Genomic DNA, 13,586 nt, shown 5'->3' on the forward strand with positions numbered 1-13,586 from the left:
CCTCTTTCGTAAGTCGAGAGTCGTTCATGTGGTCTGAGGGGGGCCTGGGGGCGGGCCGGCTGCTCGGTGAGCAGCCGGCCCGGCCTCCGTCAGACCTCTTCGACGCTGCTCGGCTCGCGCCGGGACAGGTCGATGCCGAGCTCCTCGGCGGCGCGGAACACGTCCTCGTCGGAGTCCCGCATCTCGATGGACTGGCCGTCCGAGGACAGCACCTCCACGTTGAGGCAGAGCGACTGCATTTCCTTGATGAGCACCTTGAAGGACTCGGGAATGCCGGGCTCGGGGATGTTCTCGCCCTTGACGATGGCCTCGTAGACCTTCACACGGCCGAGGACGTCGTCGGACTTGATGGTGAGGAGCTCCTGCAGCGCGTAGGCCGCGCCGTACGCCTCGAGGGCCCACACCTCCATCTCACCGAATCGCTGACCACCGAACTGCGCCTTACCACCGAGCGGCTGCTGGGTGATCATCGAGTACGGACCGGTCGAACGGGCGTGCAGCTTGTCGTCGACCAGGTGGTGCAGCTTGAGGATGTACATGTAGCCGACCGAGACCGGCATCGGGAACGGCTCGCCGGAGCGGCCGTCGAACAGCCGGGCCTTACCGGTGGAGTTCACCAGGCGCTCACCGTCACGGGTGAGGGTGGTGTGGTCCAGCAGGCCGGTGATCTCGTCCTCGCGGGCGCCGTCGAAGACCGGGGTGGCGAGGTTGGTGCCACCGTCGACCTGGTCGGCGCCGATCGCCTGCAGGCGCTGGGCCCACTCGTCGGCGAGACCGGAGACGTCCCAGCCCTGCTTGGCGAGCCACCCGAGGTGGATCTCCAGGACCTGTCCCGGGTTCATTCGGGACGGGACACCCAGCGGGTTGAGGATGATGTCGACCGGGGTGCCGTCCTCCAGGAACGGCATGTCCTCGACCGGCAGGATCTTCGAGATGACGCCCTTGTTGCCGTGACGGCCGGCGAGCTTGTCACCGTTGGTGATCTTGCGCTTCTGGGCCACGTAGACGCGGACCAGCTGGTTGACGCCCGGGGGCAGCTCGTCGCCCTCTTCGCGGTCGAAGACGCGGACGCCGATGACCTTGCCGGACTCACCGTGCGGCACCTTCAGCGAGGTGTCGCGGACCTCACGGGCCTTCTCGCCGAAGATCGCGCGGAGCAGGCGCTCCTCCGGGGTCAGCTCGGTCTCGCCCTTGGGCGTGACCTTGCCGACCAGGATGTCGCCGGTGACGACGTCGGCGCCGATGCGGATGATGCCGCGCTCGTCGAGGTCGGCGAGGACCTCCTCGGAGACGTTCGGGATGTCCCGGGTGATCTCCTCGGGGCCCAGCTTGGTGTCACGGGCGTCGACCTCGTGCTCCTCGATGTGGATCGAGGAGAGGACGTCGTCCTGCACGAGGCGCTGCGACAGGATGATCGCGTCCTCGTAGTTGTGACCCTCCCAGGACATGAACGCCACGAGCAGGTTCTTGCCGAGGGCCATCTCGCCCTCGTCGGTGCAAGGACCGTCGGCGAGCACCTGGCCGGACTCGACCCGGGCGCCCTCGTCCACGAGCACCTTCTGGTTGAAGGCGGTGCCCTGGTTGGAGCGGGTGAACTTGGCGGCGCGGTACGTGGTGTACGTGCCGTCGTCGTTCGCCACGGTGACGTAGTCGGCCGAGACCTCCTGGACGACACCGGCCTTCTCGGCGGTGATGACGTCCGCGGCGTCGACGGCGCAGCGGTACTCCATGCCGGTACCGACCAGCGGGGCCTCGCTCTTCAGCAGCGGCACCGCCTGGCGCATCATGTTCGAGCCCATGAGCGCGCGGTTGGCGTCGTCGTGCTCGAGGAACGGGATCATGGCGGTCGCGACCGACACCATCTGGCGCGGCGAGACGTCCATGTAGTCGATCTCGGTGCCGGGGATGTAGTCGATCTCGCCGCCGCGGCGGCGGACCAGGACACGCGGCTCCGCGAAGGACAGCTCCGCCGTCAGCGGGGCGTTGGCCTGCGCGATGACGAAGCGGTCCTCCTCGTCGGCGGTCAGGTAGTCGACCTGCTCGGTGACGACACCCTCGATGACCTTGCGGTACGGGGTCTCGATGAAGCCGAACGCGTTGACCCGGCCGTAGGAGGCGAGCGAGCCGATCAGACCGATGTTCGGGCCTTCGGGGGTCTCGATCGGACACATGCGGCCGTAGTGCGAGGGGTGCACGTCACGGACCTCGAAGCCGGCCCGCTCACGGGACAGACCACCGGGGCCGAGGGCGGACAGACGGCGCTTGTGGGTCAGGCCCGACAGCGGGTTCGTCTGGTCCATGAACTGCGACAGCTGGCTGGTGCCGAAGAACTCCTTGATGGAGGCGACGACCGGCCGGATGTTGATCAGGGTCTGCGGCGTGATCGCCTCGACGTCCTGGGTGGTCATGCGCTCGCGCACGACGCGCTCCATACGGGCGAGACCCGTACGGACCTGGTTCTGGATGAGCTCGCCCACGTTGCGCAGGCGGCGGTTGCCGAAGTGGTCGATGTCGTCGACCTCGACGACGATGTCGCGGCCGGACTCGTCCTGCCACTCCACCTCGCCGGCGTGCAGCTTCACCAGGTACTTGATCGCACCGATGATGTCGGGCTCGGTGAGCACGCCGGAGTCCAGCGACTCGGCGTTGCCGAGCTTGCGGTTGACCTTGTAACGGCCAACCTTGGCGAGGTCGTAGCGCTTCGGGTTGAAGTAGAGGTTCTCCAACAGCGTCTGCGCGGCCTCGCGCGTCGGCGGCTCCCCGGGACGCAGCTTGCGGTAGATGTCGAGCAGCGCGTCGTCCTGGCCCTGGGTGTGGTCCTTCTCCAGGGTGGCGCGCATCGACTCGTACTCGCCGAACTCCTCGAGAATCATCTCGTTGGTCCAGCCGAGGGCCTTGAGCAGCACGGTGACCGACTGCTTGCGCTTGCGGTCGATGCGAACGCCGACCATGTCGCGCTTGTCGATCTCCATCTCGAGCCAGGCACCGCGCGAGGGGATGACCTTGCAGGAGTAGATGTCCTTGTCGGACACCTTGTCCAGGGTGGAGTCGAAGTACACGCCCGGCGAGCGGACGAGCTGCGACACGACGACACGCTCGGTGCCGTTGATCACGAACGTGCCCTTGTGGGTCATGAGCGGGAAATCGCCCATGAAGACCGTCTGAGACTTGATCTCACCGGTCTCGTTGTTGGTGAACTCGGCCGTGACGAAGAGCGGGGCCGCGAACGTGAAGTCGCGGTCCTTGCACTCGTCAATGGAGTTCTTCGGCGGCTCGAAACGGTGGTCGCGGAAGGTCAGCGACATCGACCCGCTGAAGTCCTCGATCGGCGAGATCTCCTCGAAGATCTCCTCCAGACCGGACTTCGTGGGGACGTCCTGACCGTTGTCCAGCGCCCGCTCGACCCGGGTCTTCCAGGCCGCGTTACCGAGCAGCCAGTCAAAGCTCTCGGTCTGCAGGGCCAGGAGGTTAGGGACCTCGAGGGGCTCCTTGATCTTCGCGAACGAGACGCGGAGCGGGGCGGTGGATGCGGCGGAATTGTTCGAGGCGTTGCGCGGCGCGGCCAAGAGGGGGGTCCTTCCGAGGGCTCGGAGCTCACTACGCGCGTACCGGCCGGGCCTTCAGTGGCTCGGTCCCACCTCCCTCGCCGCTGGCCTCCGCCGAGGTCGAAACCTCAGGTCAGAGCCGCTTTGCGGAGGCGGTGCCAGACCCCTTCAGGGCAACGCAAACTCCGGGCGACGAGTCACGGAGCAGCTAACAGGCAGCGCAAAGGGACAGTGTAGCCAAAGGCGACACTGCTGTCCAGCTCTGATTCGGAGACCGAATCGGAGACTCCTCCCGGTAGCCGTCGGGCGCGAACGCCCTCCGGGTACTGCAGCGGCCCGGACTCGTCCGGGCCCACGACTCACGTGGAGTCACTTCCCTCCGGAGCCGCCGGTTATGCATCCGGCGGTCGACCAACCGGGGCGGACTCGCGCCTTGAGAATCGCGCGCGCCCGCCGGGTTCGTCAAGGGCCCGCCTCCGGTGCGGGCCTCGTCCCTTTCATCGCTCCGGGCCACCCCGGCGTTACAGATGCCGTGGTCGGGGCCGTAGCCGATGACAGCGATCACCATACCCGTCCGCACCGACAGTGCCGAGTGCCCGATCGGCCACGCCGCCGCGTCCGGCCGGCGACCCGCCGGGGACCGGCCCGGGACGCACCGGGGAGCGGCCGCCGGACGGCCGCCGACCGGCCGTCCGGGGCCCGGCGGCCACCGGCGCGGCGGCCCGGAACCGCGGCCCGGCGCCGGTCGGGAAGCGGCCGGACGGCGCCGGAAACGCAAAAAGCCGGGCCGACCACCCGCAAGGGTGATCGGCCCGGCCCACTGCCCCCTCAGAGGGGGCGGCGAGTCACTTGACGGTGACCTTGGCGCCGGCGCCCTCGAGAGCGGCCTTGGCCTTCTCGGCAACGTCCTTGGCAACCTTCTCCAGGACCTTGGCACCAGCGGTGTCAACGAGGTCCTTGGCCTCCTTCAGGCCGAGGGAGGTCAGGGTGCGCACCTCCTTGATGACCTGGATCTTCTTGTCGCCCGGGCCATCCAGGATGACGTCGAACTCGTCCTGCTCCTCGACGGCCTCGGCAGCGACGCCCGGGCCGGCGATGCCGGCGACGGCGACCGGCGCGGCGGCGGTGACGTCGAACTTCTCCTCGAAGGCCTTCACGAACGCGGCCAGCTCGATGAGGGTCAGGTCCTCGAACTGCGCGAGCAGCTCGTCCTGGGTCAGCTTCGCCATGATTGGCGTCCTTCCACTAAATCGGCAGGTGGTGCCGGATGTACGGGTTGGCGGGCGTACGGGCCCGCAGCGAGGCAGGGCCTCGGCCGATTACTCGGCCGCGGTCTCCTCGGCGGCGGGAGCCGGCGTACCGGCACCGCCCTGCTCGACCTTTTCCCGAAGGGCCTCGACCGTGCGGACGAGCTTCGAGGGCAGGGCCTGGAAGAGCGCGGCAGCCTGCGACTGCTTGCCCTTCATGGCACCCGCCAGCTTGGCGAGCAGCACCTCGCGGGACTCGAGGTCCGCGAGCTTCTTGATCTCGTCGGCGGACAGCGCCTTACCGTCAAGGACACCGCCCTTGATGACGAGAGCAGGGTTCTCCTTGGCGAAGTCACGCAGAGCCTTCGCCGACTCCACCGGGTCACCGGTGACGAAGGCGACAGCCGTCGGACCGGCGAACAGGTCGTCCAGCTCCGTGATCCCGACCTCGTTGGCCGCGATCTTGGTCAGCGTGTTCTTCACCACGGCGTACTGGGCGTTCTCGCCCAGCGAGCGACGCAGGGTCTTGACCTGCTTCACCGTCAGACCGCGGTACTCGGTCAGCACCGCAGCGTTCGAGCCACGGAAAAGCTCCGTGATCTCGGCGACGGCAGCAGCCTTGTCGGGCCTAGCCATAGGCTTACGCCTCCTTCCGTGATGTCGAAATCAGGCCGACCGCGAGAGTCGACCATTCGCGCCTCGAACCACTGGACGGAGGAGAACCTCTGCGGAAAAGCAGATGAGCCCCGGTGCGCAGGCGCACGGGGCTCTTGGTGAACTCGACGGGTCCACGTGCGAGGCACGCGACCCGGAGATCGAAGCTCCAAACAATCCTGCGCGGGCTGCCCGCGCACGAGGCGCGGATCCTTCGGTCACGCACTCCCTGACGGGGGCAGCGCGACAACCAGCGGTCTTTGGCTTCCGCCACAGTAGCCGGACGCCGCCGTCCGGGGCAAATCGCCCCTGGCGGGGGCGGCCGGACCGGCTCAGCGGGCCGTGGGCGGGATGCTGCGGGTACCGGTGTCCACGGTGTCCGACTCGGCCGGGGCCTGCGCCGAGAGCGGGCCGCCGGGCTCGGTGTAGAGCACCGAGTCGTCCAGCCGGCCGCTGTCGCCGGCCCCGGTCCGCTGCAACCGGACCAACTGGTCCTTGTCGTTCAGCCAGAGGTCCAGGGTGAGCGAGGCCGAGGCGCCGGGCGCCAGCGCCGTCCGCAGCCCCTCCCGGCGGGCCGGGCCCAGCTGGGTCTGCGCCGCCGCGTAGCGGGCCGCGTCGGTACTCACCCGGTAGTGCTCCACCGTGGAGTCCTCGAACTTCTCCTCGCCGACGTACTGGGCCGTGGTCCCGTCGGCGGTCGCGGCGGCCAGCGCCACCACCGGGTTGAGCAGGTCGATCAGCCCGGCGTACGGGATCTCCCGGTGGCCGTCCGGTCCCGGTGCCCCGGAGAACCGCTCCCAGTGCCGCCCGCCCAGCCGGGCCGCGGTGGCCGCGTCGCCGCCCTCGTAGGCGACGGTGTCCACGACGATCAGTTGCTCGGCCGCCGCCGGGGTGGAACGTTTGACCTGGAGCGCGGTCTTCGGCTGCCAGAACAGCGGGCCGGAGCCGGCGTCCGAGCCCAGCCGGTAGCTCACCTTGGCCCGGCGCGCGGTCTGCATGGCCAGCTGGGCCGAGAGCAGCACGCCGTGCGGCGAGCGGTCGGTCGGCTTGGCCGGCCAGGTCGGGGAGGCGCTGCTGGGCGTGGGCGTCGGGGCACCGGACTCGCTCGGCGAGCCGCCCGGGGCCGGACCGTCCGCCCCGCCGCACCCGCTCAGGCCGCCCGCCAGCACCGCGACGGCGACCACCGCCGCCAGCCGCTGCCGCACCGCCATCCAGGCCTCCCCGTCGGATCCGTCCTCGGCGGACGGCCACCCAGGCCGGCCCGTCCGCTCCCGCCCACCTTGCCACCCGGTCCCGCGCGGCTCCGTGGCACCCCCCGCCACTCGGCCGCACCGACCGGGCCTCGGCGGCCGGTTCAGCCCGCCGGGGTCGGCGGCGCGGCGGGAGCCTCGGCGGGTGCGTCGGTGGCGCCCTCGGCCGGCTCGGCGCCCTCGGCGATGTCCGTGGTGGTGACCACGGCGCCGGACGCGCCCCTGACCGTGGACCGCACCCGCAGCAGCCGGTCCCCCGGCGCCACCCAGAAGTCGTACTCGACGGCGGCGACCCCGCGCCGCTCGTAGTAGTCGAGCTTCTCGTTCAGCCGGGCCGGGCTCACGCCCTCCTCGGCGCCGAAGTAGTCCGCCACCGGCGCGGCGCCCCGGTAGTGCGCGACCGTCCCGCCGTTCAGCTCCTCGCCGCCCAGCGGGGTGAGCTTGCCGGCCAGCGCCATCAGCCGCGCCGACCCGCCCGGATTGGCGAGCAGGCCCGTGATCCAGCCGCCGGACCAGCCGCTCTGTCCGCCCGCGACGGCACGCGGGTCCAGCGACTCCGCCCGGTCCCGGTCCGCGGTCCGGGGCGCCGCGCCGGTGTATCCGAGGTCCAGGGCGCCGTCCCGGCCCCGCAACCGGCCGGTGCCCAGCTCGTCGGTCACGGTCAGCTCGGCCGAGTCGTGGGCGCCCCAGGACACCGCGCCGCTCGCGCTCCGCCGACCCGCCGGGCCCTCCTCGACCGCCTGGATCCTCGCCCCGCCCGCGTCGTCCAGCCGTTGCGAGGCGGACAGCAGCACCTGCCGGGGCGGCCGGACGGTGGGCCGGTCGCTGATCGGGGTGCGGTCGCCGGAGACGGCCAGCACACTGCACGCGGTGAGGCCTGCGGCGAGCAGCAGCAGGGCCGCCCCCTTGGCGGCGGGGCGAAGGGCGGGCACGGCACACTCCGGCGGTCGGACGGCGGCGGGCTCCCTCGGCCGGGAACGCGCGGGCGGACCGGCCGAGCGTACGACGGACCGTGCGGCCGTTCCCCCGGCAGGGGGTATCGATCGGGAAACGACGGCGGGCCCGCACCCCCGGTGAAGGGGGTACGGGCCCGCCGTACGAAGGTCGGCTGCGATCAGACCGCGGCCGGGTCCTCCTCGGTGAGGAGGTTACGGGTGCGGTTCGGGTCCACCAGGATGCCGGGGCCGATGGTGGTCGAGAACGCGGTCTTCTTGATGTAGCGGCCCTTGGCGGCGGACGGCTTGGCGCGGAGCACCTCGTCCAGCGCGGCGGCGTAGTTCTCGACCAGCTGCTCGTCGGTGAAGGAGGCCTTCCCGATGATGAAGTGCAGGTTCGAGTGCTTGTCGACGCGGAACTCGATCTTGCCGCCCTTGATGTCGTTGACAGCCTTGGCGACATCCGGGGTGACGGTGCCGGTCTTCGGGTTCGGCATCAGGCCACGGGGACCGAGCACGCGGCCGAGGCGGCCGACCTTGCCCATGAGGTCCGGGGTGGCGACGACGGCGTCGAAGTCCAGCTTGCCCTTGGCGACCTCGTCGATGAGCTCGTCGGCACCGACGATGTCGGCGCCCGCAGCACGCGCGGCCTCGGCACGCTCGCCGGTCGCGAAGACCAGGACCCGAGCGGTCTTACCGGTGCCGTGCGGGAGGATCACGGTGCTGCGGACCATCTGGTCGGCCTTGCGCGGGTCGACACCCAGACGCATGGCGACCTCGACGGTGCCGTCGAACTTGCTGGTGCTGGTCGCCTTGGCGAGGCGGACGGCCTCGAGGGGGGCGTAAAGGCGCTCGCGGTCGACCTGGGCGTCTGCGGCCTTCAGGGCCTTGCTGCGCTTCATAGCTGCTCCTGAATGGTGAATGGAGTTGTGGTGTCACGGGCCTGCGCGGGCCCTACCACGGGGACGAGAAGGGTGATCAGCCCTCGACCGTGATGCCCATCGACCGGGCGGTGCCGGCGATGATCTTGGACGCGGCGTCCAGGTCGTTGGCGTTCAGGTCGGGCATCTTGGTCGTGGCGATCTCACGGACCTGGGCGGCGGTGAGCTTCGCGACCTTGGTCTTGTGCGGCTCGGCGGAGCCCTTGTCGACACCCGCGGCCTTCAGGATGAGGCGCGCGGCCGGCGGCGTCTTCGTGATGAAGGTGAAGGAACGGTCGTCGTAGACCGTGATCTCCACCGGCACGATCATGCCGCGCTGCGACTCGGTCGCAGCGTTGTAGGCCTTGCAGAACTCCATGATGTTGACGCCGTGCTGACCCAGCGCGGGGCCGACCGGCGGCGCCGGGTTGGCCGCGCCGGCGTTGATCTGGAGCTTGATGAGCCCCGTGACCTTCTTCTTCTTGGGAGGCATGTCTCTCCGGGTCCTTCCGAGAGGTGATTGCTGGTGTGTGCGGACACGGGGCGACACCCGGTCGCCAGCACACACATCGGACCAGGCTAACGCCTAGGCGTCGCTGGAACAAAACGGATTCGGGGCGGGCCCCGAGGGCCCGCCCCGAATCCGAAGACTGTGGGACTAGTTCTTCTGGATCTGGTCGAAGGAGAGCTCGACCGGGGTCTCCCGGCCGAAGATCTCGACCAGGCCCTTGACCTTCTTCGAGTCGGGGTTGATCTCGTTGATGGTCGCCTGCAGGGTCGCGAACGGACCGTCGGTGACGGTGACCGAGTCGCCGACCTCGAAGTCGAGGACCTGGATCTCGCTGGGCTTGACCGGCGAGGGCTTGCCGGCCTCCTTGGCCGCCTGGCGCTCGACGTCGGGGGCGAGCATCTTGACGACCTCGTCCAGGGTCAGCGGGTACGGGTCGTAGGCGTTGCCGACGAAGCCGGTGACACCGGGGGTGTTGCGCACGACGCCCCAGGACTCCGGGGTGAGGTCCATGCGCACCAGGACGTAGCCGGGGAGCTTGTTCTGGCGGATGGTCTTGCGGTCGCCGTTCTTGATCTGGACGACCTCCTCCTGCGGCACCTCGGCCTGGAAGATGTACTCCTCGACGTTGAGGGAGACCGCGCGCTGCTCGAGGTTCTGCTTCACCCGGTTCTCGTAGCCGGCGTAGGTGTGGATCACGTACCACTCGCCCGGCATGAACCGGAGGTCCTCGCGGAACTTGGCGACCGGGTCGACCTCGACGGCCTCCTCCTCGGCGGCCTCCTCGGCGTCCTCGGTCTCCTCGGCGACGGCCTCGTCCTCGTCGTCCTCGGTGCTCTCGTCGGCGGCGTCCTCGACGAGCTCCTCCTCGGTCTCCACGTGCAGCGCGACCTCCTCGGCCGGCTCGCCGGCCTCGGCCTCGTCGTCCGCCTCGACCTCGTCCTCGTCGGCGTCGACCGCGTCCACGATCTGCTGCTCGTCGGACTCGACGGCGTCAGCCAGCTCGGCCGCGTCCTCGGCGGCGACATCCGCCTCGAGGACGGTCTCGTCGGCGTCGTACAGGGGGGACTCAGACACGGTGGCTGCTTCTTTCCTGGAGATGGTGAAGGTGGCACGCTCCGCGACGTTCCGACTCCGCTCCGCTCACGCGGTCGCCGGAAGTTCGCCTCGAAGACTTCAACAGTACCGAGTCAACGGTAGCGGCCCCGTACCTCCGACGCAGACAGCTCGACCCGGGCCGAGGACCGGCCCGGGTCGGGAGGTTGTACGCACAGGTGGAACGGCTTGGTCAGCCGAAGATCCAGAGGGCGGCCTTGGAGAAGCCGTAGTCGAGGCCGGAGACGAACGCCATCACGACCACGACGAACACGACCACGACCGAGGTGTAGCTCACCAGCTGGTTGCGGCTGGGCCAGACGACCTTGCGCAGCTCGGCGATGATCTGCCGGTAGAAGAGGGCGAGACGGGCGAAGACGCCCTTCTTGGCCCGCTTGCCGGACTTCTTCTCGCCAGAGCGCTTGCGGCGCGAATCACCCTCCGCAGGGGTGGTCTCGGCAGCGCCGTCGGCCCCCTCGGGGTTGCCGCTCTCAGGCGTTGCGGTGGAGCCCGTGGTCTCCGTCACTCGTCCTCACCTGAATCCGGGTCCTGCCGAGCGTCGACTGCGTACCCGAAGAGGCACGAGCGGCCGGCTAGCGGTGCTGATCGGCGCCCTCTCCGCATCAAGCCCGCTCGCTCTGTGGAGCGAACGGGCTGAGTACGGATCAAGCAGCAGGGCAAGAGGGACTTGAACCCCCAACCGCCGGTTTTGGAGACCGGTGCTCTACCAATTGAGCTATTGCCCTACGGAACCTCGCGGCCCCAGTAGTGACGACCAACCTACCGTATCTTCCGCCGATTCCCGCACCGTTTCCGGTGCGGCGGTGGAGGCTCCGGTTCGTTCGGTGGCCGTCGATCAGTGAGTGTACGGGGTGGAAGGGCGTTTGGTCGAACCTCTTCTTTTCGGGCCGTCACAGAGGCCCCACCCGGCCGCCATCCGGACGGTCCCGTACATATCGTGAAACCGCCATGCCCGGGCGGTGTGCGGTCTGCGACGATGCAGGCATGAGCGCTTCCACCCCGCAGCCCGACCGTTCCGTCCGTCCCGCCGACCGCCGCGTCTCCGCCCGGATCGGCGCGATCGCCGAGTCCGCCACCCTCGCCGTGGACGCCAAGGCCAAGGCCCTCAAGGCGGCCGGCCGGCCCGTCATCGGCTTCGGCGCCGGCGAGCCGGACTTCCCCACCCCGGACTACATCGTCGAGGCGGCCGTCGAGGCCTGCCGCGACCCGAGGAACCACCGCTACACCCCGGCCGGCGGCCTGCCGGAGCTCAAGGAGGCGATCGCGGCCAAGACGCTGCGCGACTCCGGCTACGCGGTGGACGCCTCCCAGGTGCTGGTGACCAACGGCGGCAAGCAGGCGATCTACGAGGCGTTCGCGGCGATCCTCGACCCGGGTGACGAGGTCATCGTCCCGGCGCCGTACTGGACCACCTACCCGGAGTCGATCCAGCTGACCGGCGGTGTGCCGGTGGAGGTCGTGACCGACGAGACCACCGGCTACAAGGTCTCGGTCGAGCAGTTGGAGGCCGCCCGCACCGAGAACACCAAGGTGGTGCTCTTCGTCTCGCCGTCCAACCCGACCGGCGCGGTGTACACCCGGGCCGAGGCCGAGGCGATCGGCCGCTGGGCCCTGGAGCACGGGCTGTGGGTGCTCACCGACGAGATCTACGAGCACCTGGTCTACGGCGACGCGGAGTTCGTCTCGCTGCCGGCCCTGCTGCCGGAGCTCGCGGACAAGACCGTCGTGGTCAACGGTGTCGCCAAGACCTATGCGATGACCGGCTGGCGGGTGGGCTGGGTGATCGGCCCCAAGGACGTGATCAAGGCCGCGACCAACCTGCAGTCGCACGCCACCTCGAACGTCTCCAACGTGGCCCAGCGCGCCGCCCTGGCCGCCGTCGCCGGCGACCTCTCCGCCGTCCACGAGATGCGCACCGCCTTCGACCGGCGCCGCCGCACCATCGTCCGGATGCTCAACGAGATCGACGGCGTGCTCTGCCCCGAGCCCGAGGGCGCCTTCTACGTGTACCCGTCGGTCAAGGCGCTGCTGGGCAAGGAGATCCGCGGGCAGCGTCCGCAGACCTCCGCCGAGCTGGCCTCGCTGATCCTGGACGAGGTCGAGGTCGCGGTCGTTCCCGGCGAGGCCTTCGGCACCCCCGGCTACCTGCGGCTCTCCTACGCCCTGGGCGACGCCGACCTCGCCGAGGGTGTCGGCCGGATCCAGAAGCTGCTGGCCGAGGCCCGCTGAACCCTCGGGTCCGACGACGCGCCCCGGGCGTGACGTCAACACCGCTTGACCGGACCGCCCTCTTTTCACCCCTTCGGGGGCCGGAAAGAGGGCGGTTCCCGTAGGGGGTCCCGATACGGCAGGATTCGTGAATGGAACGCCTGCTGAACCCGCGAGACGTCAGGGACCTCCCGAAGGCCCACCTGCACCTGCACTTCACCGGCTCGATGCGCCCGGCCACCCTGCTGGAACTGGCCGAGAAGCACCGGGTCCGGCTGCCGGAGGCGCTCAGCTCCGGTGAGACGCCCCGGCTGCGGGCCACCGACGAACGCGGCTGGTTCCGGTTCCAGCGCCTCTACGACACCGCCCGCTCGGTCCTCCGCGACGAGGAGGACATCCGCCGGCTGGTCCTGGAGACCGCCGAGGACGAGCGGCGGGACGGCTCCCGCTGGCTGGAGATCCAGGTCGACCCGACCTCCTACGCGCCCCGGCTGGGCGGACTGATCCCGGCCCTGGAACTCATCCTGGACGCGGTGGAGCAGGCCGCCGCCGCCACCGGGGTCGGCATCAGGGTCCTGGTCGCGGCCAACCGGATGAAGTCCCCGATGGACGCCAGGACCCTGGCCCGGCTCGCCGTCCGCTACACCGACCGGGGCGTGGTCGGCTTCGGCCTGTCCAACGACGAGCGGCGCGGCCTGGCCCGCGACTTCGACCGGGCCTTCGACATCGCCCGCCGGGGCGGGCTGCTGGCCGCCCCGCACGGCGGCGAGCTGGCCGGCCCGGAGTCCGTCCGGGACTGCCTGGACGACCTCGGCGCCGGCCGGATCGGCCACGGTGTGCGGGCCGCCGAGGACGAGCGGCTGATGCAGCGGCTGGCCGACCGCCAGGTGACCTGCGAGGTCTGCCCGTCCTCGAACGTCTCGCTGGGCGTCTACGAGCGTCCGGAGGACGTCCCGCTGCGCCGGCTGTTCGACGCCGGGGTGCCGCTGGCGCTCGGCGCCGACGACCCGCTGCTGTTCGGGGCCAGGCTCGCCGACCAGTACGGGCTGGCCCGCGACGTGCTGGGCTTCTCCGACCCCGAGCTGGCCGAGCTGGCCCGGCAGTCGGTGCGCGGCTCGGTCGCGCCGGACAGCGTGCGAAAGGAACTGCTGGCGGACATCGACGCCTGGCTGACGGCCTGAGGGCCGGGCAGCGGCGCCGGGC

At 70.2% G+C, this 13,586-nt stretch carries 11 protein-coding genes and 1 tRNA gene; 2 read left to right on the top strand and 10 right to left on the bottom strand.

Annotated elements, in window-relative coordinates:
- Positions 1 to 89: 89 nt before the first annotated feature.
- The 10 genes from rpoB to OG715_RS18880 all read right to left on the bottom strand — a co-directional run bounded on the left by rpoB (position 90) and on the right by OG715_RS18880 (position 10,900).
- Entirely contained in the window at positions 90 to 3,566 is a 3,477-nt protein-coding gene (gene rpoB, locus OG715_RS18835) for a DNA-directed RNA polymerase subunit beta (RefSeq protein WP_266269946.1), read from the bottom strand.
- 824 nt (positions 3,567 to 4,390) lie between these two features.
- Positions 4,391 to 4,774 carry a 50S ribosomal protein L7/L12 gene (rplL, locus tag OG715_RS18840; RefSeq protein ID WP_266269947.1) on the bottom strand — a complete coding sequence of 128 codons (384 nt, stop codon included), beginning with the start codon at positions 4,772 to 4,774 and terminating at the stop codon, positions 4,391 to 4,393.
- A gap of 90 nt (positions 4,775 to 4,864) precedes the next feature.
- Entirely contained in the window at positions 4,865 to 5,428 is a 564-nt protein-coding gene (gene rplJ / locus OG715_RS18845; protein WP_030393254.1) for a 50S ribosomal protein L10, read from the bottom strand.
- A gap of 350 nt (positions 5,429 to 5,778) precedes the next feature.
- Positions 5,779 to 6,657 carry a hypothetical protein gene (locus OG715_RS18850; protein ID WP_266269949.1) on the bottom strand — a complete coding sequence of 293 codons (879 nt, stop codon included), beginning with the start codon at positions 6,655 to 6,657 and terminating at the stop codon, positions 5,779 to 5,781.
- Positions 6,658 to 6,800: 143 nt separating this feature from the next.
- Complete coding sequence (locus OG715_RS18855; RefSeq protein WP_266269950.1) at positions 6,801 to 7,628, bottom strand: hypothetical protein; 828 nt, start codon at positions 7,626 to 7,628, stop codon at positions 6,801 to 6,803.
- A 182-nt stretch (positions 7,629 to 7,810) separates the two neighbouring features.
- The gene (gene rplA, locus OG715_RS18860; RefSeq protein ID WP_266269951.1) at positions 7,811 to 8,533 is read right to left on the bottom strand and encodes a 50S ribosomal protein L1; all 723 of its coding nucleotides are present in this window, start codon (positions 8,531 to 8,533) and stop codon (positions 7,811 to 7,813) included.
- 76 nt (positions 8,534 to 8,609) lie between these two features.
- Positions 8,610 to 9,044, bottom strand: coding sequence for a 50S ribosomal protein L11 (gene rplK / locus OG715_RS18865; protein WP_266269952.1), 435 nt, complete (start codon positions 9,042 to 9,044; stop codon positions 8,610 to 8,612).
- A gap of 165 nt (positions 9,045 to 9,209) precedes the next feature.
- The gene (gene nusG / locus OG715_RS18870; RefSeq protein WP_407660996.1) at positions 9,210 to 10,136 is read right to left on the bottom strand and encodes a transcription termination/antitermination protein NusG; all 927 of its coding nucleotides are present in this window, start codon (positions 10,134 to 10,136) and stop codon (positions 9,210 to 9,212) included.
- Positions 10,137 to 10,347: 211 nt separating this feature from the next.
- On the bottom strand, positions 10,348 to 10,680 hold the full coding sequence (secE, locus tag OG715_RS18875; RefSeq protein ID WP_266269953.1) for a preprotein translocase subunit SecE: 333 nt from the start codon (positions 10,678 to 10,680) through the stop codon (positions 10,348 to 10,350).
- A 147-nt stretch (positions 10,681 to 10,827) separates the two neighbouring features.
- Positions 10,828 to 10,900, bottom strand: a tRNA-Trp gene (locus OG715_RS18880).
- Positions 10,901 to 11,159: 259 nt separating this feature from the next.
- Between OG715_RS18880 and OG715_RS18885 the strand changes: the two genes are divergently transcribed.
- Positions 11,160 to 12,404 (top strand): pyridoxal phosphate-dependent aminotransferase, encoded by a 1,245-nt coding sequence (locus OG715_RS18885; protein ID WP_266269954.1) that lies wholly within the window; start codon positions 11,160 to 11,162, stop codon positions 12,402 to 12,404.
- Positions 12,405 to 12,535: 131 nt separating this feature from the next.
- Positions 12,536 to 13,564: an adenosine deaminase gene (locus tag OG715_RS18890; RefSeq protein ID WP_266269956.1), complete on the top strand. Its 1,029-nt coding sequence runs from the start codon at positions 12,536 to 12,538 to the stop codon at positions 13,562 to 13,564.
- Positions 13,565 to 13,586: the final 22 nt, after the last annotated feature.

This window comes from Kitasatospora purpeofusca, assembly GCF_036010405.1.
GTDB lineage: Bacteria > Actinomycetota > Actinomycetes > Streptomycetales > Streptomycetaceae > Kitasatospora > Kitasatospora purpeofusca.

Bases quoted from the DNA above. Each gene is read 5' to 3' on its own strand.
- rplL (WP_266269947.1), bottom strand. From the start codon at position 4,774: ATGGCGAAGCTGACCCAGGACGAGCTGCTCGCGCAGTTCGAGGACCTG.
- rplJ (WP_030393254.1), bottom strand. From the start codon at position 5,428: ATGGCTAGGCCCGACAAGGCTGCTGCCGTCGCCGAGATCACGGAGCTT.
- OG715_RS18850 (WP_266269949.1), bottom strand. From the start codon at position 6,657: ATGGCGGTGCGGCAGCGGCTGGCGGCGGTGGTCGCCGTCGCGGTGCTG.
- rplA (WP_266269951.1), bottom strand. From the start codon at position 8,533: ATGAAGCGCAGCAAGGCCCTGAAGGCCGCAGACGCCCAGGTCGACCGC.
- rplK (WP_266269952.1), bottom strand. From the start codon at position 9,044: ATGCCTCCCAAGAAGAAGAAGGTCACGGGGCTCATCAAGCTCCAGATC.
- OG715_RS18885 (WP_266269954.1), top strand. From the start codon at position 11,160: ATGAGCGCTTCCACCCCGCAGCCCGACCGTTCCGTCCGTCCCGCCGAC.
- OG715_RS18890 (WP_266269956.1), top strand. From the start codon at position 12,536: ATGGAACGCCTGCTGAACCCGCGAGACGTCAGGGACCTCCCGAAGGCC.